This is a genomic window from Streptomyces sp. KL116D, from assembly GCF_030766975.1.
Lineage (GTDB): Bacteria > Actinomycetota > Actinomycetes > Streptomycetales > Streptomycetaceae > Streptomyces > Streptomyces longispororuber_A.
On record NZ_JASERH010000061.1, the window covers coordinates 1 to 23,733 of the forward strand.

Annotated in this window: 25 protein-coding genes; 10 read left to right on the top strand and 15 right to left on the bottom strand. The window is 70.7% G+C overall.

Annotation, left to right across the window (positions count from 1 at the left end):
• Window positions 1-218: 218 nt before the first annotated feature.
• Window positions 219-725 carry a flavin reductase family protein gene (locus RBJ77_RS25095; RefSeq protein ID WP_372347109.1) on the bottom strand — a complete coding sequence of 169 codons (507 nt, stop codon included), beginning with the start codon at window positions 723-725 and terminating at the stop codon, window positions 219-221.
• Between the two features lie 227 nt (window positions 726-952).
• Window positions 953-1,273 (bottom strand): TlpA family protein disulfide reductase, encoded by a 321-nt coding sequence (locus RBJ77_RS25100; protein WP_372347110.1) that lies wholly within the window; start codon window positions 1,271-1,273, stop codon window positions 953-955.
• A gap of 239 nt (window positions 1,274-1,512) precedes the next feature.
• Here RBJ77_RS25100 and RBJ77_RS25105 point away from each other — a divergent pair, with 239 nt between their 5' ends.
• A complete protein-coding gene (locus RBJ77_RS25105; RefSeq protein WP_372347111.1) occupies window positions 1,513-2,241 on the top strand; it encodes a lysophospholipid acyltransferase family protein in 729 nt (242 codons plus the stop codon).
• A gap of 1 nt (window position 2,242) precedes the next feature.
• Here RBJ77_RS25105 and RBJ77_RS25110 read toward each other — a convergent pair whose 3' ends face one another.
• From RBJ77_RS25110 to RBJ77_RS25150, 9 genes are all read right to left on the bottom strand, one after another.
• On the bottom strand, window positions 2,243-2,929 hold the full coding sequence (locus RBJ77_RS25110) for a B3/4 domain-containing protein (protein ID WP_372347112.1): 687 nt from the start codon (window positions 2,927-2,929) through the stop codon (window positions 2,243-2,245).
• A 53-nt stretch (window positions 2,930-2,982) separates the two neighbouring features.
• Window positions 2,983-3,582: a transglutaminase family protein gene (locus tag RBJ77_RS25115; protein ID WP_372347113.1), complete on the bottom strand. Its 600-nt coding sequence runs from the start codon at window positions 3,580-3,582 to the stop codon at window positions 2,983-2,985.
• 86 nt (window positions 3,583-3,668) lie between these two features.
• On the bottom strand, window positions 3,669-4,739 hold the full coding sequence (locus RBJ77_RS25120; RefSeq protein WP_372347114.1) for a low specificity L-threonine aldolase: 1,071 nt from the start codon (window positions 4,737-4,739) through the stop codon (window positions 3,669-3,671).
• Entirely contained in the window at window positions 4,736-5,500 is a 765-nt protein-coding gene (locus tag RBJ77_RS25125) for an SDR family NAD(P)-dependent oxidoreductase (protein WP_372347115.1), read from the bottom strand. The genes RBJ77_RS25120 and RBJ77_RS25125 overlap by 4 nt, the downstream gene beginning before the upstream one ends.
• 26 nt (window positions 5,501-5,526) lie before the next feature.
• Window positions 5,527-6,936 carry a DUF6421 family protein gene (locus RBJ77_RS25130; protein ID WP_372347116.1) on the bottom strand — a complete coding sequence of 470 codons (1,410 nt, stop codon included), beginning with the start codon at window positions 6,934-6,936 and terminating at the stop codon, window positions 5,527-5,529.
• A gap of 81 nt (window positions 6,937-7,017) precedes the next feature.
• Complete coding sequence (locus tag RBJ77_RS25135; protein ID WP_372347117.1) at window positions 7,018-8,037, bottom strand: alpha/beta hydrolase; 1,020 nt, start codon at window positions 8,035-8,037, stop codon at window positions 7,018-7,020.
• Between the two features lie 605 nt (window positions 8,038-8,642).
• Window positions 8,643-9,764, bottom strand: a complete 1,122-nt coding sequence (locus RBJ77_RS25140) for an LLM class flavin-dependent oxidoreductase (RefSeq protein ID WP_372347118.1) — start codon at window positions 9,762-9,764, stop codon at window positions 8,643-8,645.
• A 124-nt stretch (window positions 9,765-9,888) separates the two neighbouring features.
• Complete coding sequence (gene gap, locus RBJ77_RS25145) at window positions 9,889-10,887, bottom strand: type I glyceraldehyde-3-phosphate dehydrogenase (RefSeq protein WP_372347119.1); 999 nt, start codon at window positions 10,885-10,887, stop codon at window positions 9,889-9,891.
• A 159-nt stretch (window positions 10,888-11,046) separates the two neighbouring features.
• Window positions 11,047-12,009 carry a GlxA family transcriptional regulator gene (locus tag RBJ77_RS25150; RefSeq protein WP_372347120.1) on the bottom strand — a complete coding sequence of 321 codons (963 nt, stop codon included), beginning with the start codon at window positions 12,007-12,009 and terminating at the stop codon, window positions 11,047-11,049.
• Window positions 12,010-12,096: 87 nt separating this feature from the next.
• Here RBJ77_RS25150 and RBJ77_RS25155 point away from each other — a divergent pair, with 87 nt between their 5' ends.
• The 4 genes from RBJ77_RS25155 to RBJ77_RS25170 all read left to right on the top strand — a co-directional run bounded on the left by RBJ77_RS25155 (window position 12,097) and on the right by RBJ77_RS25170 (window position 14,245).
• Entirely contained in the window at window positions 12,097-12,639 is a 543-nt protein-coding gene (locus RBJ77_RS25155; protein ID WP_372347121.1) for an FABP family protein, read from the top strand.
• 46 nt (window positions 12,640-12,685) lie between these two features.
• A complete protein-coding gene (locus RBJ77_RS25160; RefSeq protein WP_372347122.1) occupies window positions 12,686-13,291 on the top strand; it encodes a PadR family transcriptional regulator in 606 nt (201 codons plus the stop codon).
• Between the two features lie 77 nt (window positions 13,292-13,368).
• Window positions 13,369-13,494 (top strand): hypothetical protein, encoded by a 126-nt coding sequence (locus tag RBJ77_RS25165; RefSeq protein WP_372347123.1) that lies wholly within the window; start codon window positions 13,369-13,371, stop codon window positions 13,492-13,494.
• A gap of 67 nt (window positions 13,495-13,561) precedes the next feature.
• Entirely contained in the window at window positions 13,562-14,245 is a 684-nt protein-coding gene (locus tag RBJ77_RS25170; protein WP_255982138.1) for a glycerophosphodiester phosphodiesterase family protein, read from the top strand.
• A 3-nt stretch (window positions 14,246-14,248) separates the two neighbouring features.
• On the opposite strand, the gene RBJ77_RS25175 is transcribed toward RBJ77_RS25170, so the two are convergent.
• Window positions 14,249-14,785, bottom strand: a complete 537-nt coding sequence (locus RBJ77_RS25175) for a GNAT family N-acetyltransferase (protein ID WP_372347124.1) — start codon at window positions 14,783-14,785, stop codon at window positions 14,249-14,251.
• An 80-nt stretch (window positions 14,786-14,865) separates the two neighbouring features.
• On the opposite strand from RBJ77_RS25175, the gene RBJ77_RS25180 reads away from it, so the two are divergent.
• Window positions 14,866-15,258, top strand: a complete 393-nt coding sequence (locus tag RBJ77_RS25180) for a VOC family protein (RefSeq protein ID WP_372347125.1) — start codon at window positions 14,866-14,868, stop codon at window positions 15,256-15,258.
• A 587-nt stretch (window positions 15,259-15,845) separates the two neighbouring features.
• On the opposite strand, the gene RBJ77_RS25185 is transcribed toward RBJ77_RS25180, so the two are convergent.
• On the bottom strand, window positions 15,846-16,070 hold the full coding sequence (locus tag RBJ77_RS25185) for a hypothetical protein (RefSeq protein ID WP_372347126.1): 225 nt from the start codon (window positions 16,068-16,070) through the stop codon (window positions 15,846-15,848).
• 375 nt (window positions 16,071-16,445) lie between these two features.
• On the opposite strand from RBJ77_RS25185, the gene RBJ77_RS25190 reads away from it, so the two are divergent.
• The 3 genes from RBJ77_RS25190 (at window position 16,446) to RBJ77_RS25200 (ending at window position 19,044) form a co-directional block, all read left to right on the top strand.
• Entirely contained in the window at window positions 16,446-17,183 is a 738-nt protein-coding gene (locus tag RBJ77_RS25190; RefSeq protein WP_372347127.1) for a DUF6879 family protein, read from the top strand.
• Between the two features lie 13 nt (window positions 17,184-17,196).
• Window positions 17,197-18,048, top strand: a complete 852-nt coding sequence (locus tag RBJ77_RS25195; protein WP_372347128.1) for a helix-turn-helix domain-containing protein — start codon at window positions 17,197-17,199, stop codon at window positions 18,046-18,048.
• 384 nt (window positions 18,049-18,432) lie between these two features.
• Window positions 18,433-19,044, top strand: coding sequence for a hypothetical protein (locus tag RBJ77_RS25200; RefSeq protein ID WP_372347129.1), 612 nt, complete (start codon window positions 18,433-18,435; stop codon window positions 19,042-19,044).
• Window positions 19,045-19,048: 4 nt separating this feature from the next.
• Here RBJ77_RS25200 and RBJ77_RS25205 read toward each other — a convergent pair whose 3' ends face one another.
• Window positions 19,049-19,771, bottom strand: coding sequence for a recombinase family protein (locus tag RBJ77_RS25205; protein ID WP_372347130.1), 723 nt, complete (start codon window positions 19,769-19,771; stop codon window positions 19,049-19,051).
• Between the two features lie 209 nt (window positions 19,772-19,980).
• Between RBJ77_RS25205 and RBJ77_RS25210 the strand changes: the two genes are divergently transcribed.
• Window positions 19,981-21,420 (top strand): NAD(P)/FAD-dependent oxidoreductase, encoded by a 1,440-nt coding sequence (locus tag RBJ77_RS25210; RefSeq protein WP_372347131.1) that lies wholly within the window; start codon window positions 19,981-19,983, stop codon window positions 21,418-21,420.
• A gap of 26 nt (window positions 21,421-21,446) precedes the next feature.
• On the opposite strand, the gene RBJ77_RS25215 is transcribed toward RBJ77_RS25210, so the two are convergent.
• Entirely contained in the window at window positions 21,447-23,732 is a 2,286-nt protein-coding gene (locus tag RBJ77_RS25215) for a penicillin acylase family protein (RefSeq protein ID WP_372347132.1), read from the bottom strand.
• Between the last annotated feature and the right edge of the window lies 1 nt (window position 23,733).

Below are 23,733 nucleotides of genomic sequence, written 5' to 3' on the forward strand. Positions count from 1 at the left end.
CTCTCCTACTGCAATCGTCTTTTACTGGGCGGCCCAGCTGCTGCAACTGACCACGTCTTCTGCAGGCAGCATAGGCGCCTGAAGCGGACTCTTCCGGTCGGGGCGGCCCGCGCTCCGAACGAAACGTTACTCGTCAGTACATCCAGTTCATGCCCACTAAGCAAGCGCTTTGAACTGTGACCTTGCCAACGCTCCGTAACCGCCCCGCACAGGAACTCTCAGTCGCGCAGAGCGTTGAAGCGCCCCTGGTGGTAGAGCAGCGGACGCCCCGCTCCCGCCGGATCCCCGCAGACCGCCTCCGCGAGCACGATCCGGTGGTCCCCCGCGGGCACCCGGGCGATGACCCGGCAGACGAGCCACGCCAGCACGCCGTCGAGGACCGGGACGCCCTGGGGGCCCTCGAACCAGTCGGTCGACGCGCCGAACCGGTCGGCGCCGCTGCGGGCGAAGGTGCCCGCGAGTTCGGCCTGGTGCTCGCCGAGTATGTGCACGCCGACGTGGTCGGCCTCGGCGACGGTGGGCCAGCTGGAGGCGCCCAGGCCGATGCCGAACGAGATGACGGGGGGCTCGGCGGAGACCGAGGTGAGGGAGGTGGCGGTGAAGCCCACGGGGGCGGCACCGGCGGCGGTGATCACCGCGACGCCGGCCGCGTGCTGCCGGAAGACCGAGCGGAGCAGGTCGGGGGTGGCGGGCAGGGCGGTGCGCAGATCGGGCGTGGCCGTCATGGAGTTGTCCTTCTGCAGGAGGGTTCGAGCGGGATCCGTGGCTGCGTCAGGAGACGGGACAGCGGGCGCTCGAACAGCGCGCGAGATCCACATGGACTCGCTGGTAGAGAAGGAGTTCCGAGGGCATACGGTCAGACTGACGATACGTGGCGCGTGCAGTCAAGTGCGTTCCGTCATGTGGGAGATGCGTCACCAGACCCGCTGGGCCCGTCCCCCGGGGCACGGCGTCAGACCGCTTCGCCGAGCGCGGCGATCACATCGATCTTCCGGGGCTGCCCGGCGGCCCTGCGCACCTCGCGGCCGTGGGCATCGAGGACGAGGACGGTCGGGGTCTTGAGGACGCCCACCTCACGGACGAGATCGAGCCTCGCCTCGGCGTCGATCTCGACATGCGACACACCGGGGACCATGGCGGCGACCTCGTCGAGAACCCGCCGGGTGGCCCGGCAGGGCGCGCAGAAGGCGCTGGAGAACTGGACGAGCGTCGCCCGCTCCCCCAGCTCCTCGCCCAACTGCTCCGCGTCGAGCGCCACTTCACCCACGGTCACCTGACTCCTCCTTCGTAGGCCGCATTCGATGCAGCACTCGAACGCGCGCGCTGATTCCCGATGACGTGACAAGGATCTCGCGCACGGCCGGAACCAGGACTGGTCACCCGGCCGTTCTTGGGGCACGATCTGCGCAAGCCGGAAAACCTACGGCTGCGTAACTTACCGCCGGGAGCCCGCTCCTCCGGAAAGCCTCCGGGAGAGTTTCCCCACGGCACTAAGAAGGGTCCACCCCCTCCATGGCAGAGCTCGTCTACCGTCCGGTCATCGGCGCCGCGAAAACGATGTTCAAGGCGCTCGACCTGAAGATCGACTGCAAGGGCTCGGAGAACATTCCGCGCTCGGGCGGTGCCGTCCTGGTCAGCAACCACATCAGCTACCTGGACTTCATCTTCGACGGCCTCGCCGCCCTGCCGCAGAAGCGTCTCGTCCGTTTCATGGCGAAGGAGTCGGTGTTCCGGCACAAGATCTCCGGGCCGCTGATGCGCAGCATGAAGCACATTCCGGTGGACCGCGCGCAGGGTGAGCACGCGTACCAGCACGCCCTCCAGTCCCTGCGCTCGGGCGAGATCGTCGGGGTCTTCCCCGAGGCGACGATCTCGGAGTCCTTCACGCTGAAGAGCTTCAAGACGGGCGCCGTGCGACTGGCCCAGGAGGCCGGAGTGCCGCTGATCCCGATGGCGCTGTGGGGCACGCAGCGGGTGTGGACGAAGGGCCGTCCGCGCAACTTCAAGCGGCAGCACATCCCGATCACGATCCGGGTGGGCGAGGCCATGGAGGCGACGTCCGACCAGTACGCCGGGGCCATCACCCGCCGGCTGCGCGGCCGCGTGCAGGAACTCCTGGAGGCCGCTCAGCGCGCCTACCCCGTGCGTCCCAAGGGTCCGGACGACACGTGGTGGATGCCGGCGCACCTGGGCGGCACGGCCCCGACCCCCGAAGAGGTCAAGGCCGCCGAGGCCGGCTGAATCACTGCGCCGGGTGGACGGTGATGCGGGCGCCCGGGCTGAACTTCTCCAGGAGTTCGGCCAGTTCGGCGCCCGCCGCCTCCAGGCCGGCGTGCTCGCCCATGCCCTCCAGGAGGAACAGGGCGTTCACGGACGTGTCGTCGAGGCAGGTGCGCGGGCCCTGTCGCCAGTTCCAGCGGCGGCAGGTGACGCCCTCGTCGTCGCACCAGACGACCTCGCCCGCCTCCGGGTGGTCCACGACCCGCTCGCCGGAGGCGATGGTCACGAAGTCCTCGGTTCCGGTGGCCCGGACGAGCGTCATGCCGCCCACGATGCGGTCGAGGTCCTCGCCGCCGACCGGGATCAGATGGGCGACGCTGATCGCGTTGTAGACGTCGACGAGCGTGTTGATGCGGGGCAGTCCCGCCTCGCTCAGCGCCCGCTTCGCCAGCGCCTCCGCGGAGTTCCTGGTCCGGTTCGGCTTGGCGCCGAACGCGGTGTACGTCGCGCGCCAGGCCGCCATGTGCGGGTCCTCGTGCGGCGCACGCCCGTCCAGACGCTCGGCCAGCCGGCGCGCCGCGTCGTCGAGCAGGGCCGACGTGGCGTCCGTGCTGGGCGTGTTGACGAGGTCGTACGCCTCGATGGCGATGTGGTGGAAATCGGGCGCGAGTGCGTGGACGTCGTCGGAGACGGTGAGCCGGAGAGCCATGTTCTGCCTTGTCGGAGGGGTCACTGGGGTCACTCGGGGAGTCGCTCGGCGAGTCACAGGGGCAGCGAGTCGGGGAGGTTCTCCCAGAGGTACGGACGGTCCGGCGCGCTGCGCAGGACGTCGAGCACCACCGGATGCGGTACATCGAAGAGTACCGGATAGTCCACCTCATTGGACTCGGCGTCCGGCACCCAGGCCAGCCGCTCCCCGTCGAGCGAGAACTGGGCGTCGACCCCCGGCTTGTTCCCCCGGCAGTCCTGCCGGTGCCACGCCCCGTGGAACCGCACGGCGACCAGGCCGTGGACGCACCAGCCCGCGCCCGCGTCATGGGTGAGCCGCTGGTAGCAGAGGGCGGTCGGGATGTCCTCGGCCCGCAGCAGCGCGGTCAGGGCGTGCGCTTTCGCGTGGCAGATGCCGGTGCCCTGCTCCAGGACGCCGGAGGCCCGCCAGGTGACGCGCGGGTCTCCGCTGTCGGCGGAGTGCGGGATGGTGTCGCGGACGAACTCATAGGCGGCCCGAGCGTATGCATATGAATCGACGGCGTCCTTCGCGAGCCGCGCGGCCGTCTCCCGGACGAGCGGATGGTGGTGGTCGATTACGTCGTCGGCCGCCAAGTAGGCGGACAGATCAGGGGTGTTCTGGATCAGCTGCATGGCACGCGAGCATAGGAATGCGACCGACCGCGCGTCAATGACTTTACGGTCGATCGCATACCTATGCAGGATCCTGGGGTTTCCGGCTAGCGCGCCATCTCTTCCTTGAGGGCGGCGACGAAGCCGTCGACGTCCTCCTCACGGGTGTCGAAGGCGCACATCCAGCGGACGTCGCCGGCCGATTCGTCCCAGAAGTAGAAGCGGAACCGCTTCATCAGACGCTCGGACACGTCGTGCGGGAGACGGGCGAACACGCCGTTGGCCTGCACCGGATAGAGGATCTCCACGCCGTCGACGGCGCGGACGCCCTCGGCGAGGCGCTGGGCCATCTCGTTGGCGTGCCGGGCGTTGCGCAGCCACAGGTCCTTGGCGAGCAGCGCCTCCAGCTGCACGGACACGAACCGCATCTTGGAGGCGAGCTGCATGGACAGCTTGCGCAGGTGCTTCATGTGGCGCACGGCGTCCTGGTTGAGGACGACGACGGCCTCGCCGAACAGCGCGCCGTTCTTCGTGCCGCCGAGCGACAGGATGTCGACACCGACCGCGTTCGTGAACGTCCGCATCGGGACGTCGAGGGACGCGGCCGCGTTGGATATCCGCGAACCGTCCAGGTGCACGACCATGTTCCGCTCGTGGGCGTGGTCGCAGATCGCACGGATCTCGTCGGGCGTGTAGAGCGTGCCCAGTTCGGTGGACTGCGTGATCGACACGACCTGCGGCATCGCCCGGTGCTCGTCGTCCCAGCCGAACGCCTGCCGGTCGATGAGCTCGGGGGTGAGCTTGCCGTCGGGCGTGGGGACGGTGAGCAGCTTGAGGCCGCCCATCCGCTCCGGTGCGCCGCCCTCGTCCACGTTGATGTGCGCGGACTCGGCGCAGATCACGGCGCCCCAGCGGTCGGTGACCGCCTGGAGCGCCACGACGTTGGCACCCGTGCCGTTGAAGACCGGGAACGCCTCGGCGGTCGGGCCGAAGTGGCTGCGGATGATCTGCTGGAGGTGGTCCGTGTAGTCGTCCTCGCCGTAGGCGACCTGGTGCCCGCCGTTGGCGAGGGCGAGGGCCGCCATCACCTCGGGGTGGGCGCCCGCGTAGTTGTCGCTGGCGAAGCCCCTGATCGTGGGGTCGTGGTGCCTGCGGGCGTCGGTCCTGGGAGGGTTCACGGCTTCTCGGTCAGCCACAGGCGGGTCCCGTTCACTTCGGCGGCGGGCCGGTTCCAGACGCCGGCGATGGCCTCGGCCAGCTCCTTGACGTCCGTGAAGCCCGCGAACTTCGCGTTGGGGCGCTCCGCGCGCATCGCGTCGTGCACCAGCGCCTTGACCACCAGGATCGCAGCCGCCTGCTGCGGTCCGGCGTCGCCCCCCGCCTTGCGGAACGCGTCGCCGAGGGCGAGCGTCCACGCCTCGGCGGCGGCCTTCGACGCGGCGTACGCGGCGTTGCCCGCGGTCGGCTTGCTGGCGCCCGCGGCGCTGATCAGCAGGTAGCGGCCGCGGTCGGAGCGGCCGAGGCCCTCCTGGAAGGCGAGCGAGGTGTGCTGCACGGTGCGGATCAGGAGCTTCTCCAGCAGATCCCAGTCGGCGAGGTCGGTCTCGGCGAAGCTCGCGCTGCCGCGCCAGCCGCCGACGAGGTGGACGACGCCGTCGACCCGGCCGAAGTCCTTCTCCACCCGGCCCGCCCAGTCACGGGTGGCCTGCAGGTCGAGCAGGTCGACCGTGTCGCCGATGACCGTGGCACCGCCGTGCGCGTAGCGCGCCTCGTCGACGGCGGCGGCGAGCCGCTCGGCGTCCGCGTCGGCGCCGACGACGGTGGCACCGGCCTCCGCGAGCCGCTTCAACGTGGCGCGGCCGGCCGGGCCCGCCGCTCCCGCGACCGCGATCACGGCACCGCTCAGCGAGTCCCTGGTGACTTCGGTGGTGTCGGTCATGACAGTCGCCTCCTGTACGGGGTTGCTCACGCGGCCACCCGCTCGGCGTCCACCGCGGTGATGCCCTTCGTCGAGGCGATCACGTTCTTCAGCTTCTTCGAAAGGGCCTCATAGAACATGCTCAGCGGAAACTCGTCCGGAAGCACGTCGTCCACCAGTTTGCGCGGCGGCTGCGAGACGTCGAGCGCGTCGGGGCCCTTGGCCCAGCGGGACCCGGGGTGCGGGGCGAGGTACGTCGACACCAGGTCGTACGCGGCGAACCAGTGCACCAGCTTCGGGCGGTCGATGCCGTCCCGGTACAGGGTCTCGATCTCGGCGCACAGCTGGTTCGTCACCTCGGGGGCGCGCTGCCAGTCGATGTGCAGCTTGTTGTCCGTCCAGCGGACGACGTCGTGCTTGTGCAGGTACGCGAAGAGCAGCTGACCGCCGAGGCCGTCGTAGTTGCGCACGCGCTCGCCGGTGACCGGGAACCGGAACATCCGGTCGAAGAGCACGGCGTACTGGACGTCGCGGCCCTGCGGGAAGCCGTCGGACTCCAGCTTCACGGCCTCCTTGAAGGCGGTGAGGTCGCAGCGCAGCTCCTCCAGGCCGTACATCCAGAACGGCTGGCGCTGCTTGATCATGAACGGGTCGAAGGGCAGGTCGCCGTGGCTGTGCGTACGGTCGTGGACCATGTCCCACAGCACGAACGCCTGCTGACACCGGTCCTGGTCGCCGACCATGTCCTTGATGTCCTCGGGCAGTTCGAGCCCGAGGATGTCGACGGCGGCCTCGGTGACGCGGCGGAAGCGGGCCGCCTCGCGGTCGCAGAAGATGCCGCCCCAGGAGAACCGCTCGGGCGCCTCGCGCACGGCGATCGTCTCGGGGAAGAGCACCGCCGAGTTCGTGTCGTACCCGGAGGTGAAGTCCTCGAAGGTGATGCCGCAGAACAGCGGGTTGTCGTAGCGGGTGGCCTCCAGCTCGGCGAGCCAGTCGGGCCACACCATGCGCAGCACCACGGCTTCGAGGTTGCGGTCCGGGTTGCCGTTCTGCGTGTACATCGGGAACAGCACCAGGTGCTGCAGCCCGTCACGGCGCTGGGCGGCCGGCTGGAAGGCCAGCAGCGAGTCCAGGAAGTCGGGGACGACGAAGCCGCCGTCGGCCCAGCCGCGCAGGTCCCGGACGAGCGCCTCGTGGTACGCGGCGTCGTGCGGCAGCAGCGGAGCGAGCTGCTCCACGGCGGACACCACGCGGTCCACGGCCCGCAGAACAGTGGATATCGCGGGGGCGCCCTCGGCGTCGAAGTCGATGGACCCGTCCTTCTCCTGCCAGGTCCTGATCTCCTCCACGGCGTCCTTGAGCACGGGCCACGCCGGGTGCTCCACCACCCTGTCGCCAGCCACCTGGGCCGAAGGAACGATCCCCTCCACACCCGCCTGCACAAGAATTTCCGTCATGTCCCATCCTCCACGGGAGAACCTCGCGTATGGACACCGTATGCATGCGAGGTTCTCCGCCACAAGGGGAGACTCCGAAAATTATCCTGCGCGACCCCCTGTGTCACCGTCGTTTTTCCTGTCTCGAACGGTTGAAACGATGACCTGGGCCACATCGGCCCGTGCCCGGCGGGCGTCGTCGAGGAGCTCGGGGAAACCGAAGAAGCCGTGGAACATGCGCGGGAAGCGGCTCTCGGTGACGTCCGTCCCCGCGTCGCGGAGCGCCTTCGCGTAGGCCTGGCCCTCGTCGCACAGCGGGTCGCAGCCCGCGGTGACGACGTGGGCGGGCGGCAGTCCGGCGAGGTCGGCGGCGAGGAGCGGGGAGACGTGCGGGTGGGCGGGGTCGCCGTCGGGTCCGAGGTACTGCTCGCGGAACCAGACGCAGGCCGCGGCGGTGAGGAAGTAGCCGTCGGCGTTGGCGCCGAAGGAGGTGGAGGTCTGGCGGGCGTCGGTCACGGGGTAGACGAGGACCTGCCGGGCGATGTGCGGGCCGCCCCGGTCGCGGGCGAGGTGCGCCACGACCGCGGCGAGGTTCCCGCCGGCACTGTCCCCCGCCACGGTCAACGCCCGGGCGTCCGCGCCCAGTTGTGCCGCGTGGCCGGCGACCCAGCACAGGGCGGCGTACGCGTCCTCGACGGCGGCCGGGAAGGGGGCCTCGGGGGCGAGGCGGTAGTCGACGGAGACCACGACGGCGCCGGCGTCGCGGCACAGTCCGCGGGCGGTGGCGTCATGGCTGTCGAGGCCGCACAGCACCCAGCCGCCGCCGTGGAAGAACACGACGACGGGGCGCGCCGTGTCGGCGCCCTCCGGGACGTCCGGGACGTCCCGGACGTAGATCCGCACGGGTATCTCCGGCGCGTCCGGCGGGCCGGGTATGCGTCGGTCCTCCACGTGGCCTACGGCGGGTACGGGCAGCGGGGAGGTGGGCGCTGCCGCGAGGATCCGGCGGGCTTCGGCGGCGTCGGTGATGGTGCCGCCCACGTCGGGGAAGACGGTGGCGATGGCATCCACCAGCGGACGCGCCTCCGGGTCGAGCCGGTCGGGGTGGGCCGGGGTGGTCATGGCGGCTCCTGGGGTGGGTGGGGGTGCTTCGCGGTTCGGGCGGGTGCGGGTCTCGTCTTGGCTGGTCGCGCAGTTCCCCGCGCCCCTGAAATACCGACTGCGTCTGCCGGGTCGGGTTTCGTCGCGACCTGCGGGCCGGTGGGACTTCTCGCGCCGTTCCCCGCGCCCCTGAAAGCACGACTGCGTCTGCCGGGTCGGGATTCGTCGCCGGGTGCGGGCCGGTGGGGCTTCTCGCGCCGTTTTCCGCGCCCCTAAAAGCACGACTGCGGCTGCCGGACGGGGCTTTCGTCGCGGCCTGCGGGTCCGGTGGGGGCTGGTCGCGCAGTTCCCCGCGCCCCTGAGAGGCGCGCCCTTCGGGCGGCCTCTTCCCGGCGGGGGAAGGCTGCGCGCAGCGCATGCCTTCCAGGGGCGCGGGGAACTGCGCGAGAAGCCCCACCGGACGGTCAGACGGGAGCGAGACAGGCACGGTCAGGGGCGCGGGGAACTGCGCGAGCAACCACGACGGGACCCGCGGTCGAAGAACCGGCCGCCACCCGGCACACGGCCAGGGGCGCGGGGAACTGCGCGACCAGCCCCCACCGGGCCCGCAGACGCGCACGGGATGTCTACGCCCCACGGAAGTGCGGGATCACCCGTTCCCCCCACTGCCGCAGCGTCTCCACGCACGCCTCCTGCGGAACCGTGCCCATCTGGATGAGGCACATCACCTCATCCGCACCGGCGTCACGAAGACGCTCCACGTAGGCGATCGCATCGGCCGCAGTCCCGTACGCGTGGTCCGCGTTGAACGTGGCCGTGGCCGTCGGCCGGACCGGGATGCGCTGCTCGTTGAGCCGGGCCACGACCTGCTCGGCGGCCCGCCGCATCTCGGCCGCCTCGTCCGCTCCCTCGACGACCGCCTCGTCGGGAAGACCGGCCCCGCCGTACCAGTGCCCGATGGACTGGGCGAAGAAGCGCTGGCCCCGGATCCCGATGCTGCGCGCCGCCTCCCGGTCGTCCGAGACGATCGTGGGGCACAGGACCGCGAAGTGGTCGTTGACGACGGAGGAGACGAGGTGCTCCGGCGTCCGGGCGGCGAGCGCCGCGTCGTAGGCGTGCCGCATCTCGGCGATCGACTCCGGCCCCGCGAAGCCCATGACGAGGGCGCCGACACCGAGCCGGGCGGCCTGGCGCAGGGTGTCCGTGCGGCTGCAGGCGAGGAAGAGCGGCGGGTGCGGGGTCTGGGCGGGGCGGGGCAGGATCGGGTGCGGGTCGATGTCGAGGAGCGGGCCGTGGTGCTCCAGCTCGTCCTTCTCCCACGCCTTGCCGATGATCCGCAGCGCCTCCTCGACCTCCTGGGTCGTGCGGTCCCGGTCGACGCCGCACAGGGAGGTCTCCTGAACGGTGCCGCCCCGCCCGGCACCGAGGTCGAGCCGCCCGCCGGACAACAGGTCCAGCGTGGCGGCCCGTTCGGCGACCCGGGCGGGGTGGTTGAAGTGGAACGGCATGCACACCACGCCGTGGCCCACGCGGATCCGGGACGTCCGGGCCGCGACCCAGGTCAGGAAGATCTCCGGTGCGGACATGTGGGCGTACCACTTCAAGGAGTGGTGCTCGACCGCCCAGATCCGGTCGAACCCCATCTCCTCGGCGAGCACCGCCTGTTCGACGCAGTCGTGGAACAGGCGGTGCTCGCGCTCGACGGTGGGGTCGGCCAGCTGGGCCTCGAAGATGACGGAGAACTTCACGTTCCCTCCCGGGAGTTGCGCCCTAGGGCGTGTGGCATCGCCTCCATATGGCTAATAGCTATATGACGAACCGTCAGAGATGGGAAGAGTTACGGCACGGGTTGCGGCGCGATGAAGGTCTGCGTCAGCTCGCCGCCAGGAGCTCCAGCGTGTCGACCACCCGGTTCGAGAAGCCCCACTCGTTGTCGTACCAGGCGACGACCTTGACGTGCCGGCCGTCGACGCGGGTCAGGGCCGAGTCGAAGATCGAGGAGGCCGGGTTGCCGACGATGTCCGAGGAGACGAGCGGGTCGTCCGCGTACTCCAGGACACCCGCCAGCGGGCCGTCCGCCGCGGCCCGGTACGCCGCCAGCACGTCGTCTCGGGTCACGTCGCGCGCGACGGTCGTGTTGAGCTCGACGATCGAACCGACCGGGACGGGGACCCGGATGGAGTCGCCGGACAGCTTGCCCTCCAGGTTCGGCAGCACGAGACCGATCGCCTTGGCGGCGCCGGTCGTGGTCGGCACGATGTTGATGCCGGCGGCGCGGGCCCTGCGCGGGTCGCGGTGCGGGCCGTCCTGGAGGTTCTGCTCCTGCGTGTAGGCGTGCACGGTGGTCATGAACCCGTGCTCGATCCCGGCGAGTCGGTCGAGGACCGCGGCCAGCGGGGCCAGCGCGTTGGTCGTGCACGACGCGTTCGACACGATCGTGTGGACGGCCGGGTCGTAGGTGTCGGAGTTGACGCCGAACGCGAGGGTCACGTCCGCGCCGTCCGACGGAGCGCCGACGAGCACCCGGCGGGCGCCCGCGTCGAGGTGGGCGCGGGCCGCCTTGGCCGAGGTGAAGCGACCGGTGGCCTCCAGGACGAGGTCGACGCCGAGTTCGGCCCAGGGCAGCTGGGCGGGGTCGCGTTCGGCGAGGACCTTGATGCGCCGGCCGTCCACGACGAGCTCGTCGCCCTCGGCGGTCACCGGCCGGCCCAGGCGGCCCGCCGTGGAGTCGTAGGCGAGGAGCCGGGCGAGGGCAGTGGGCTCGGCGAGGTCGTTCACGGCGACGACTTCGAGGTCGGTGTCGCGTTCGAGCAGGGCGCGCAGCACGTTGCGGCCGATGCGTCCGAAACCGTTGATGGCGATGCGGGTCATGAGTGGTCTCCCTTCGGAACACCTCCAGGCTCGCGCGCGGCGACGGCCGGTGACAGCGGCGTGATCGCCATGGTTCGCAAGGATCCCGCCAGCCCCCGAGAGCCCCCGGTCAGTCCCGACGGGCACCTGCGGACAGCACCTGCGGAATCCCGCGGACGACTACTTCTCCGCGCCCTGCGAGAAGGTGCGCCGGTACTCGCTCGGCGTCGTACCGAGGATGCGGTGGAAGTGGAGCCGCAGGTTCGCGCCGGTGCCGAGGCCGACGTCGGCGGCGATCTGTTCGACGCCCCGCTGCGAGCGCTCCAGCAGTTCGCGGGCGCGGTCGATGCGGGCGCGCATCACCCACTGCATCGGCGTGTACCCGGTGTCCTCGACGAACCGCCGGGAGAACGTGCGCGGCGACACGGCGGCGTGCCGGGCCAGCGACTCCAGGGTGAGCGGTTCGTCGAGCCGGCGCAGCGCCCATTCGCGGGTGGCGGCGAACCGTTCGCCGAGCGGCTGGGGGACGCTGCGCGGCACGTACTGTGCCTGGCCGCCACTGCGGTAGGGCGCGGCGACGAGGCGCCGGGCGGCATGGTTCGACGCGGCCACGCCGAGGTCGCCGCGGAGCACGTGCAGGCACAGGTCGATGCCGGAGGCGGCGCCCGCCGAGGTCAGGACGCTGCCCTCGTCGACGAACAGGACGTTCTCGTCGACCTCGATCCGTGGGTACCGGTCCGCGAGCGCCCGCGTGTAGTGCCAGTGCGTCGTGGCGCGCCGGCCGTCGAGCAGGCCCGTCGCGGCGAGCGCGAAGGCGCCCGTGGAGATCGCGGCGAGCCGGGCACCCCGCTCGTGCGCGCCGGTCAGCGCGTCGACGACGCTGCGCGGCGGGTCGTCGCGGTCGGGGTGCCGGTAGCCGGGCACGTAGACGACGTCGGCCCACTCCAGCGCTTCGAGGCCGTGCGCCACCGCGTACGACAGCCCGTCGCCCCCGGTCACCGGTCCGGGCGCCGCACCGCAGACCCGGACCTCGTACGGCATGCTCGCCCGTGTCGTGAAGACCTGTGCCGGGATGCCGACGTCGAGAGGTTTCGCTCCTTCGAGCACGAGGACGGCGACGCGATGCAGACGGGAGGCGGGCACGCGCCCGAGCGTACGCGGCCCCGTGGGCACCGGCCCCCTTAGGCTTGCCCCGCCCCTCCGCAGGCCCACCACCCCAGGAGCTCCCCCGTGTTCGACCCCGCACCCGAGTACCCGTACGGCGAGTCCCTGGACCAGGGCGCGGCGCCCGCACCGCACCCGCTGCTCGGGCCGGTGCTCGGCCTGCTGGGCCGCTGGCACGGCCGGGGGCAGGGCGAGTACCCCACGCTCGACGACGCCTTCAGATACGCGCAGGAGGTCACGTTCAGCCACGACGGACGGCCCTTCCTGCGCTACGAGGCCCGCGCCTGGCTGCTCGGCACCGACGACGCCCCGCTGCGTCCGGCGGCCCGGGAGAGCGGCTGGTGGCGGCTGCAGCCCGACGGCCGGGTGGAGGCGCTGATCACCCAGCCGACCGGCATCGCGGAGATCGCGGTCGGCACGGCCATCGGTGACACGATCGACCTCGCCACGGACTCGGTGGCGCTCACCCCCACCGCCAAGCAGGTCGACGCGACCCGCCGCCGCTACACCCTCACCGACGAGGACACCCTCACCTTCACGCACGACCTCGCGGCCGTCGGGCAGCCGTTGCAGCACCACCTGTGGGCGCAGTTGCGCCGCAGGGCGTAGCCACGGCCTCTTGCGCGGACGGCCGCCGCTCACTTCAATGCGCCGCATGCCGACCTCGCAACTGCCGCCCACCGCCTGGGCCGTTCTGGGGCTCCTCTCCTTCCCCGGCGAGCGGACCGGGTACGAGCTGAAGAAGTGGGCGGACGCGTCGCTGCGGTTCTTCTACGGGGCGCCCGCCTTCAGCCAGATCTACGCCGAGCTGCGCCGCCTGGAGGAGCTCGGTCACGTCACGTCGCGGCGCTCGGGCCCCGAGGAGCCGCGCACGAAGCGGACGTACGCCATCACGGAAGAGGGGCGGGCGGCGCTCGCGAGCTGGGCGGCGGGCGGGCGGGACGCCGGTGCCGTGACGCTCAGGCACCCGGTCGTGCTGCGCGTGTGGCTCGGCCATCTCGCGGCGCCGGACCGGCTGCGGGCCCTCGTGGAGGAGCATGTGGCGCACGCCGAGGGCGAGTTGAAGGAGGTGCGGGACGCGCTCGCGCGGGCGGACGGCGTGGAGGCGTGGGCGCATCCGCAGATCGCGCTGCGCTGGAGCGAGCGGCACCTGCTGGCCGAAGTCGAGCTGGCGCGCGGCATGCTGGCCGACCTGGACGCGCTGCCGGCGGGGCCGACGGAGCCGGGTCAACCCGCACCGGAATCGCCCACGGACGGATGACATGGCGGGCGCCCGCGGCGGCCGGGCGGTAGGACGGGGCGGGTCCCCGTCCCCGTACCGTCCGGAGCGCGTCAGCCGTGAGCACCCGTGCCGTCCTCGTCGCCGCCGTCATCACCGGGCTCCTCCTGGGCGTCGTCGGCGCCAGAACGGACGACTCCGGTCACCCGCGTCGCAGCGGTTCCTTCGCCGAGGCGGGCCGTTAGGCTGCCAGGGCTGTCGCGTAGACGTACGAGCGGCAGCCGAGCCGCAGTCGACGGAAGCGAGACGATCTTGAACTTCCTCACCATCGGGCATCGTGGAGTCATGGGGGTCGAACCCGAGAACACCCTGCGGTCCTTCGTCGCAGCGGAGCGGGCCGGGCTCGACCTCATCGAGCTCGACCTGCACCTCAGCAAGGACGGCGCGCTCGTCGTCATGCACGACGCCGACGTGGACCGCACCACGGACGGCAAGGGGCCGATCGCCGAGAAGACCCTCGCCGAGCTGCGCGCGCTCGACGCGGGGCGCGGCGAGCGGGTGCCGGTCTTCGAGGAGGTCGTCGACGCGGTGAGCGCGCCGCTGCAGGCCGAGATCAAGACCACGGCGGCGGCGCGGTCCCTCGCCGAGGTGCTGCTGCGCCGCGATCTGGTGCACCGGGTCGAGGTGATCTCGTTCCACGACGAGGCCGTCGCGGAGATCGCCCGGCTGGTGCCCGGGATCCGTACGGCCCTGGTCGCGAGCCGCTACGGCACGGACGTCGTCGAGCGGGCCACGGCGGTCGGCGCCACGACCCTCGTGCTGAACATCCGGCGGCTCACCCAGGAGATCGTCGAGCACGCCCGCAAGGCGGACCTGCGGATCATCGGCTGGGTGGTGAACACCCAGGACGATCTGCGGCTCGTGCGGGCGCTCGGCCTGGACGGGGCGACCACCGACTACCCGGAGATCAAGCGCACCGGCCGGTTCACGGCCTGACGCTCAGCCCAGCGGCTTGACCAGCAGCTCGAACTGCAGGTCGTCGCGCTGCGGGATGCCGAAGCGCTCGTCGCCGTACGGGAAGGGGCTCATCTTTCCCGTACGGCGGTAGCCGCGGCGCTCGTACCAGGCGATGAGTTCCTCGCGCACGGAGATCACGGTCATGTGCATCTCGCGCACGCCCCACGTCTCGCGGACGAAGCGCTCCGCCTCCGCGATGATCACCTTGCCGAGTCCGGCGCCCTGGAGGGCCGGGCTGACCGCGAACATGCCGAAGTAGGCGTGGTCGTCGCGGTGCTCCAGCTGGCAGCAGGCGACGATCGTGCCGTCGCGCTCGACGGTGAGGAGCCGGCTGCCGGGGTTCTCGATGACGTCGAGGACGCCCTGCGGGTCGGTGCGCTGGCCCTCCAGGATGTCCGCCTCGGTGGTCCAGCCCGCCCGGCTGTCGTCCCCCCGGTACGCGGACTCGACGAGCGCGACGAGCGCGTCGGCGTCGGCGGTGACGGCGTCACGGAAGGTGAGGGGGGCGGCGGCGGTCATGGGCGGCTCTCCGATCTCGCATCTGTTTCGGGCCTGTCGGCGCCGTCGAGGTTAACCCGGTCGCACTACTCTGCGGCGGCATGGTTCACGTACTGAGCAGCAGGGTTCTGATCCGTCCCGTCGACCCCGAGCGGTCGCGGGCCTTCTACGGCGAGGCGCTGGGGCTGGCCGTGTACCGCGAGTTCGGCACGGGTCCCGAGCGGGGCACGGTGTACTTCCTCGGCGGCGGCTTCCTGGAGGTGTCGGGACGGGCCGACCGGCCACCGGTGCCGGGCCTGCGCCTCTGGCTCCAGGTGCCCGACGCGCAGGCCGCCCGCGACGAGCTGGTGGCGCACGGGGTGCCGGTGGTCAGGGAGCCGGTGCGGGAGCCGTGGGGGCTGGTCGAGATGTGGATCGCGGATCCGGACGGTACCGAAATTGTTATCGTCGAGATCCCGGCAGATCATCCGATCCGATACCGGCCTGGGATCTGATACCCGCAGGTCAGACCAAGTACGAACGGGTACCTACGCATCCCTAACGGCGACGCTGGGACCCTGGCGCCCACCGCGCTCCCGTCATGCAGGTGACGGGCTCGCGGGTCTAGGAGGGCAGAGACTTCCAATGGATCTCGCCCACGTCGAGGAGTCGGCCGGCATGCCATTGGTGTGGGTGCCGCGGGATGCGACCGCAGCGGAGGACGACCTGCGACAGATCACGGCCGCAGACGGCTAGGTAGCTGTCGACGATGCCCTTCGGGACCTGCTCCTCGGCGCCGCACACGGGGCGCTCCTCGTCGGCATTCACGGCGTCGCCTCCGGAGGCTCTACAGCAACGACGGCTCCATCCATGGGGACCGCATGCCAGAACGACGTCAGGTTGAACCGGTACCCGGTGTGAGACGGGTTCCCACCTACGTGCTGAAGCGCCCACTCCTCCGGCGCGTCCGTCTCGATGTCGACCTCCCCGGACGTCTTCGGGCAGGACGTACAGCTGACTTCCACGATCGGTTTCCGCGGACTCTCCGGACGCACGTCGGGGCCGATGTACCACCGCACCGGGCGGATGACTGAGCGCGTCATCAGGTCATCCCCTCAACGTATGCGAGCGGCGCCTCCAGGACGTTCGCCCGAAGCCGCTCATCCTCGTCGGCAGGTCGCAGACACTCCGGGTCGGCCTCCCATTCCCGTCCGCCTCCGGGGGCGCGGAGCTGGACATAGGGGCCCTCGCTCCCCATCACCTTCCCCAGCTTCTTTAGGGCCGTGTCGACGACCAATGTCCCCGTCTCGAACTTCCCCGCCTTCACGCTGTAGCGCCCCCTCTGCGGATAGCGGCAGCAAGCCTTATGCCGGTACCAGCGCGAGCCCTTCCAAGGTTCACGAGCCCCGGGCCGTACGACGCTGCGTCGACGCCGAGGGAAGGGAGCACGAATCCAATCCCGTCAAGTGCCGCGCGAAGAGCCTCAGTTACCTCGTGTGCGTCCGCTTCGGATGGCTTCACTTTGACCATGACTGAAACGCTACGAGCGGCTCATCCACCACGGCTATCCCACTTTCGCGAAATTTCGCAGAATGGCACTTGTCTTTCGCAGTCTTTCTCACAACAGTGTCCGTAGGCACTGGCTTACCGCATCGTCGCCTCGTGATCCTGTAGACCACCGAATCGAGCGAGAGGACTCAGCATGCCGCGACGTCTCCGTTTCAACGGCACAGGATCGGGCGAGGGCGGATGCCCGGCAGTGCACGAGGATCTGGAATCGGGGGAGGTCATCGTCCACGGACCACCGCTTCAAGATCCGGCAGACGTTGCCCAGTTGAAGCATCTGGACGAAGGAGAGGTTGCGATCGTCGTTCCGCGGAACACGCTCGCCGACTTCGGGCCCCGCGACGAGTCGCCGAGCATCATCGATCTCCACGCCTTCGGCCGGCTCTTCGAGAACTTCAAGTACACCTCGTGGCGCCTGGAGACGCGGAGGCGGTACACATCGGATGAAGAGACCTCCACCTATGCACAGTTCGTCGCAGGCGAGCGGCCGGCGTGGGACTACTCGTCCTCGTGGTGCCAGACGATCAGCGAGAAGGTGAGCACGGGGGCTCGTGTTGGGCGCGTGCGCATCATCGACTCCCCGGCGACCGTCGGTCAGCGCTACCTTCTCGCGCATGCAGAGAAGAACACGGCGCTCGGGGAGGACATCCGCAACCTCCGGCGCGACGAGGCGGAGCGGGAGCTCCTCGGGGACGAGGACTTCTGGATCTTTGACTCCCGCCTCGTCGCCCTGCTCAACTTCGACGCGGACGACAACTTCGTCAGCGCGGAGCTCATCACAGAGCCGGCACGAGTGGCGCGGTACGTCCAACTCCGCGACGTCGCACAGCACTACGCTTTGCCGTACGCGGACTTTCTGGCGTCCGACGGCTAGACGAGCGTGATCGGTGAGCACTGACTATCAGCAAGCCCGCGAGGCTTTGGGGCGACGGCTCCGAGAACTCCGCTTCAGCCATCCCGCGGGCCATCTCACCGGGGCACAACTTGCACAGCGACTCGGGTGGTCGGCGCCCAAAGTCTCCAAGCTGGAGAACGGGCGTCAGACTGCTACTCCTGACGATCTCCGCGCATGGGCCGACGCGACCGGGCACCCTGAGACCTTCGACGAGCTACGCGCCCGGCTCGCAGGGTTCGAGTCCCACATCCGGTCGTGGCGTCGGCAGTTGGCTGCGGGACACCGCGCCCCGCAGGAGGCCCACAACACCGCTCAGGCAGACGCGGCGCTCCTGCGCGCGTGGGAGTCGTCATGGGTCGTCGGCATCCTCCAGACTCCTGACTACGCGCGATCCATCTTCACGCGCTTCAGCGAGCTCCACCGGTCCCCCAAGGACATCGAGGAAGCCGTCCGGGCACGCATGAGGCGTCAAGAGCTCCTCTACAGCGGACAGCGCCGGTACCGGATCGTCCTCGGGGAAAGCGTCCTCCGCTCCCTCGTCTGCCCGCCGGCCGTACTCGCCGCGCAGCTCGACAGGCTCTACAACGTGATCGGCCTGGACACGGTGGAGTTGGGCATCGTGCCGTTCGGCGCGTCGCTGAAGCTGCCGCCGGGGCCAGGATTCTGGATCTACGACGATCGGCAGGTTGTCACGGAGACGTGGCACTCCGAGTTGTGGATAGAGGACGCCGACACCATCGCGACGTACGAGCGCGTGTGGGCCACACTCCAGGAGTCCGCGGTGTACGGCGCCGACGCACACAATGTCATCAACGCCGCCCAGCGAGCGCTGAGTTCGCCATGACCTCGTCCTCCCGCGACGGCCCGCGGGCCCCTTGCCGTCCGCCACACTATGGACTGCGTGGTGATCCTGCGACGCACCCGCAACACCACACCGGCGTAAACCGCAGCCATCATCCGCGCGATGCGGGGCTGGTCCTCCAGCGCCGGGTGTGTGGCCGTAGGTCGGGCTGTGAGGGCGGCTGCTGTGCCGCCTTCGCTACTGCTCTTGTGCCTATGGTGCCAGCCGCACAGGAGCCGCAGGTTCGCGTGCCTGTGGTCGTTCTCCAGGGACGGTGTGATCCACGTCAGTACCGGGCAAGCCGCACTGTGCGCCCTCGCTGTAGAGGGCAGGCCGTACGCGTGTGCCTTACTCTGTGGCTTCTGCGGTCGGGGAGGCCGCGTATTCGTGGGGGTTGCTGTGAGCACGTACCGTCGTCGCGCCGCTTTACTGGCCGTTCCTGCCGTCCTCGTCGCCGTACTGAGCGGCTGCTCCAGCGATGCGGAGCCAGACGCCAAGGACGCGCCGCAGAAGGTGCCTACGGCGTCCACGTCGGACATAGAGATGGGCCAGGCGAAGAAGGCTGACGGGCCCCCGGACGACGGCATCCCGTCCGTCCTACCTGGCGGAAGGACGATGTTCAAGAGCGGCGCAACGGCGTTGACCGTTGCAGTAGACGGAGTCGAGTACATCGACAAGCCGACGGACGAGGACTTCACGGCCACGGGCGACAACGGGCAGTTTCTCCGCCTCCGCCTCACCGTGATGAACACAGGCAAGACGGAAGGCGAGTTCTCCGCCGTGAGCGTCACGTGGGAGAGCGACAAAGTCGCGGAGCAAAGTGCATCGACGCTGGGCAGCACGAACGATCTTGCGCGCCTCAGTACGACGTACAAGCCGGGTCAGGGCGTCACAGGAAGCGTCATCCTCGACGCCGGCTCCAAGGGCGGCACGGTGTCGTTCTACGACGCGCAGGACACAGAAGCGCCTGCGTTCAAGGTCGTTCTCCCGTCTTCTTAGCGCTCTACGCCAACACCGCCATGTCGACGGCCTGGCGCCCGCCCGTCTTTCCGCCGTTCTCGCGTCCTTGCTTATTCGCCCAGTGGTCCCGAGAGCTGGGAATGCGCGACTTTCCGCTATGGAGAGCGACTGCGATCGATGTCGGGTTAGCGTTCCCGTCCTCCAGCAGATACCTAATGATCTTCTCGACTACCTTCACCGCATCCGGGTCTGGCACAAGAGTCTTCCCCGCCCCATCGGGCATGGGGGCATGGGCGCCGGCATGTAGGGGTGTGGGGCACGAGCCTCCCTCACCGTAGCGGCATGCTTCGGATGGCTTCAGCCCTGCACCCTCTCCCGGATGGCTTGCGCTTCCATCTGCGCCGCAAAAGGCCAGAAGCGTCACCATGATCTCGGCAATCGGGTCGAGGGGATTACGGAAGTCCAGCGTGAGCATCCCGCCGGGCCCTTCGGCGAACACAAGCATCGTGCGATACCCGCGCGCCCACCTGGCCGGCTCGTGCATGTCCGCCATCGATCGAACGGTCCGGTCGAGGCGCCACCAGAGGATCACGTCGAAGCGTCCCCGTAGCCACTCCCCCAGAGCCAGACGCTCAATCGGCGTAGTCTTCGGAGCCCAGACATCAAGATCTTCCGCCTCCCCGATGATCCTCGCGTTGATGGCCCTTGCGGATCTCTCGTTCGCCTCCCGTTGACGTGTCGGCGACGTGGTTTCGTCCGTGCGCACGCATAGGCGGATGGCAGACCCCGCCGATCACCCCATCAGATAACGGCCGGGAATCTGACCGGCGGACCACGCTGACGTGCGGCGACGTACCGCTCGTCGGAGGATGGCGCTGAGTCCGGGGATTCGGCGGCGCCGATCCGGATACGTATGACCGGCAACGCTCACCTGACAGCACCCATGCACCCCAGGAAGCCCAGGAGAGATCCGAGATGACCGCTCCCCGGAACACGAACGCTCCCCGCTCCTCCACCGTGCCGCGGATCCTGATCGTCGGCGGCGGGTTCGCCGGGATGGAGTGCGCGCACAAGCTGGAGAAGGAGCTCAAGCCCGGTGAGGCCGTGCTCAAGCTCATCAGCCCCATGGACCATCAGCTGTACCTGCCGCTGCTGCCGCACGTCGCGTCGGGCGTCCTGACGCCTCAGTCGGTGGCGGTGCCGCTGCGCAGGATGCTGCGGCGCACGTCGATCGTGCCGGGCGGCGCGGTCGGCGTCGACCCGGAGGCGAAGGCCGTCGTCGTCCGGAAGATCAACGGCGAGACCGTCGTGGAGCGCTACGACCATCTGGTGCTCACCCCCGGCAGCGTCACCCGCCAGTTCGACATCCCGGGTGTCGACCAGCACGCGGTGGGCGTGAAGACGCTGGCCGAGGCGGCCTGGATCCGGGACCACGTGATCTCGCAGCTCGACCTGGCGGCGGCCAGTTCCGACCCGGCCGAGCGCGAGGCCCGGCTGCAGTTCGTGGTGGTCGGCGGCGGCTACGCGGGCACGGAGACGGCCGCGTACCTGCAGCGGCTCACGACGTCCGCGGTGAAGCGCTATCCGGGGCTCGATCCGGCCGGGATCAAGTGGCACCTGGTCGACGTGGCGCCGAAGCTGATGCCGGAGTTGGGTGACCGGCTCGGCGACAAGGCGATGGCGATCCTGCAGCGGCGCGGGCTGCACGTGTCGCTGGGGGTGTCCGTGGCGAAGGCCACCGAGGACACCGTGACGCTGACCGACGGCCGGGAGCTGCCCTGCCACACGCTGATCTGGACGGCCGGTGTCGCGCCGAGCCCGCTGATCGCGACGCTGGACGCGGAGACGAACCGCGGGCGGCTCGTCGTCACCCCCGAGCTGACCGTGCCGGGCCTCGACGGCGTGTACGCGCTCGGGGACGCGGCCGCCGTGCCGGACGTCGTCAAGGGCGGTGACGCGATCTGCCCGCCGACGGCGCAGCACGCGATGCGGCAGGGCTGGGCGGCGGCCCGGAACGTGCTGGCGGCCGTGCGGGGCACACCGCTCGCCCCGTACCGCCACAAGGACCTCGGGCTCGTCGTCGACCTGGGCGGCATCCAGGCCGTGTCGAAGCCGATGGGGGTGCAGCTGACCGGGCTGCCCGCCCAGATCGTGGCGCGCGGCTACCACCTGGGCGCGCTGCGGACGTTCACGGCCCGCTTCCGCACGGCCGCGAACTGGGGGCTGAACGCGGTGGCCGGCGACGACTTCGTCCGCACCGGGTTCCAGCGCAACCGGCCGGCCACGCTCAAGGACTTCGAGATGACCGACGCGTATCTGTCGCCGGAGGAGATCCACGCGGCGGTGGCGGCGGCGGTGGCGGGCCGCTCGATGGCGCCGCAGAAGCCCGAACTGCCCATCAGCCCCGTCAACTAGGCGGTCCCGCCGACCACGCAGTCGCGTCAACCAGGCGGCGCCAGGGTGATCGTGCGCACGGCGTGCTTCTCGACCTGCTCGCGGCTGTAGAGCAGCGGGAAGGCGCCGTCCGCGGCCCACTCCTCGAACAGGTCGGCGTAGTGCTCGCTGCGCGGATCGCCGGACTGGCCGGGTGCGTTCATGGCCAGGGACTCGTCCCAGGAGCCGACGTCGACGACGAGCCGGAAGGTGGCTCCGGCGGTCTGCCGGAAGTCGCCGCCGTAGGCCGCCGCGCCGACGGTGTCCCCGCTGCCGCCGCGCGCGGCGGGTCCGACCTCGGTCCAGGCGGGCGCGGGCGCGCCGCCGGCCGCGTCGAGCAGGGCGGCCGCCGGGTGGACGAGGTGGGCGCGGTGCAGGGCGCCCCACGTCCAGGTGTCCGGGTCCGGGCCGAGCAGGTCCTCGCACTCGGCGAAGGCGGCGCGCAGCGTCGTGCCGAGCAGCTCGGGAGTGGCCAGGCCGCGGTCGACGAGTTCCAGGTCGACGCGGGCGTCGGCGGAGGCGTCCTCGGCGGGCAGGACGCGGGGCGGCACGGGGCCGCCGAACGCCTGCGTGTAGAGGGCGGGCCGCAGGTGCCGCCGGTACCAGATCTCGAAGAGCGCGGCGGCGGCCGAGCCGGCCGCGAGCGTGGCGTCCCAGTTCCTCAACAGGCCGATGGCGAACGCGAGTTCGCTCTCCTCGACGTCCTCGACCTGGTCGAGCAGCGGGACGATCCGGCGTGCGGGCAGGCTCACAGTGTCGGTCTGCAGCCGGACGCAGTCCCGTACGGTCCAGTCGTCGCGGGCGGCGAGCGCCTCGGCGATGCGGTCGTGGCGGGTGGGGGCGTACCAGTCGTACGTGACGGTGTGCCGGTCGTTGTCGTGGTCGAGCGGCAGGTTCATCTCGTTGGCGGTGGCGAACCAGCCCTGTTCCGGGTTGCGGCGGGAGGGCAGGTCGTCGAGGTCGAGGAAGCCGTCCCATTCGTAGCGTCCGTCGCCGGGGACCGGCAGGGTGCCGTCCCAGCCGGGCCGTACGGGGACGCGTCCGGCGGGACGCCAGCCGATGGTGCCGTCGGGGGCGGCGTACACCTGGTTCTCGCCGGGGGCGCCCCAGCGGCGCAGCGCGGTGACGAACGCGTCGGGGTCCTTCGCCCGCATGTAGTCCATGCTGCCGAGGTAGGGCGCCATGCCGGGGCCGAGCCAGGCGGCGCGCACCGCGAACGCGGCGTGTTTCTCGGGTAGCCGGCGGATGACGGGGCCGTGCCGGGTGAACGTCAGCTCGGTCTCCACGGGCTCCGCTCCCCTGACCGGGATGATCTCGGTGACGCGGGTCATCGGTTCCCAGCCGTCGCGGTAGCGGTACGCGTAGGGGTCGTCGGGGCGGGTCTCGTAGACGTACAGGTCCTCCTGGTCGATCGGGAAGATCGTCAGGCCGAACGCGAGGTGTCCGTTGTGGCCGATGGACAGGCCGGGCAGGGCGGGTTCGCCCGCGCCGACGACGTCGAGGCCGGGGGCGCTGAGGTGGGCGAGGTAGCGCAGCGAGGGCAGGGTGACGGCGCGGTGCGGGTCGTTGGCGAGGAGGGGGCGTCCGGTGGCGGTGCGGGACGGGGCGACGACCCAGTTGTTGGAGCCGTCGAGGCCCTGGCGCGGTGCCGCGGTCGCCCAGGGCGGGGTGGTGGCCAGGTCGTAGTCGCGCAGGACGTCGTCGGGGATGACGGAGAGGTCGAGCCCTTCGGGGACGCGCAGGGTGTGCGGGGCGGGTTCGCGGCGGCGGCGCAGGTCCTCGGCGGCCGGGCCGTGCTCGCGGAGGGTGAGGGCGCGGGCGACCTCGTCGCGCAGGTTGTACTGGAGTCCGTGGCTGCGGACGCGGGCGACGTCGGACGGGTCCCAGTGCGCGGGCTCGTATCCCAACAGGCCGAATTCGGGCGGCGGTACGGCGCCGCCCGAGCGGCACAGGTCGACGTACGCGTTGATCCCGGCGACGAACGCGGTCGTCGCCCGCTCGACGTCCTCGCCGTAGGCCCGCCACTCCTCGGTCATGTCGCCGCGGTAGAGGAACAGCCGGGCGGCGCGGTCGTGTTCGACGTAGGCGGGCCCGAACACCTCGGCGAGCAGGCCGAGTCCGCGCCGTCGCCACAGGTCGAGCTGGAAGAGGCGGTCGCGGGCGGCGTTGAACCCCTGCGCGCGGAACAGGTCGTCGGCCCCTGCGGCGTACAGGTGGGGGACGCCCCAGGGGTCGAGGAGGATCTCGACGGGGGCGGTCAGGCCGGGCACTTCGTACGTGGTGCGCTCGGGCACG

Excerpts from the sequence above, each read along its gene's own strand:
- RBJ77_RS25190 (WP_372347127.1), top strand. The coding sequence starts at position 16,446 with ATGCCGCGACGTCTCCGTTTCAACGGCACAGGATCGGGCGAGGGCGGA.
- RBJ77_RS25115 (WP_372347113.1), bottom strand. The coding sequence starts at position 3,582 with ATGCAGCTGATCCAGAACACCCCTGATCTGTCCGCCTACTTGGCGGCC.
- RBJ77_RS25135 (WP_372347117.1), bottom strand. The coding sequence starts at position 8,037 with ATGACCACCCCGGCCCACCCCGACCGGCTCGACCCGGAGGCGCGTCCG.
- RBJ77_RS25125 (WP_372347115.1), bottom strand. The coding sequence starts at position 5,500 with ATGACCGACACCACCGAAGTCACCAGGGACTCGCTGAGCGGTGCCGTG.
- RBJ77_RS25160 (WP_372347122.1), top strand. The coding sequence starts at position 12,686 with ATGCCGACCTCGCAACTGCCGCCCACCGCCTGGGCCGTTCTGGGGCTC.
- RBJ77_RS25105 (WP_372347111.1), top strand. The coding sequence starts at position 1,513 with ATGGCAGAGCTCGTCTACCGTCCGGTCATCGGCGCCGCGAAAACGATG.
- RBJ77_RS25180 (WP_372347125.1), top strand. The coding sequence starts at position 14,866 with ATGGTTCACGTACTGAGCAGCAGGGTTCTGATCCGTCCCGTCGACCCC.
- RBJ77_RS25095 (WP_372347109.1), bottom strand. The coding sequence starts at position 725 with ATGACGGCCACGCCCGATCTGCGCACCGCCCTGCCCGCCACCCCCGAC.
- RBJ77_RS25210 (WP_372347131.1), top strand. The coding sequence starts at position 19,981 with ATGACCGCTCCCCGGAACACGAACGCTCCCCGCTCCTCCACCGTGCCG.
- gap (WP_372347119.1), bottom strand. The coding sequence starts at position 10,887 with ATGACCCGCATCGCCATCAACGGTTTCGGACGCATCGGCCGCAACGTG.
- RBJ77_RS25110 (WP_372347112.1), bottom strand. The coding sequence starts at position 2,929 with ATGGCTCTCCGGCTCACCGTCTCCGACGACGTCCACGCACTCGCGCCC.
- RBJ77_RS25130 (WP_372347116.1), bottom strand. The coding sequence starts at position 6,936 with ATGACGGAAATTCTTGTGCAGGCGGGTGTGGAGGGGATCGTTCCTTCG.
- RBJ77_RS25175 (WP_372347124.1), bottom strand. The coding sequence starts at position 14,785 with ATGACCGCCGCCGCCCCCCTCACCTTCCGTGACGCCGTCACCGCCGAC.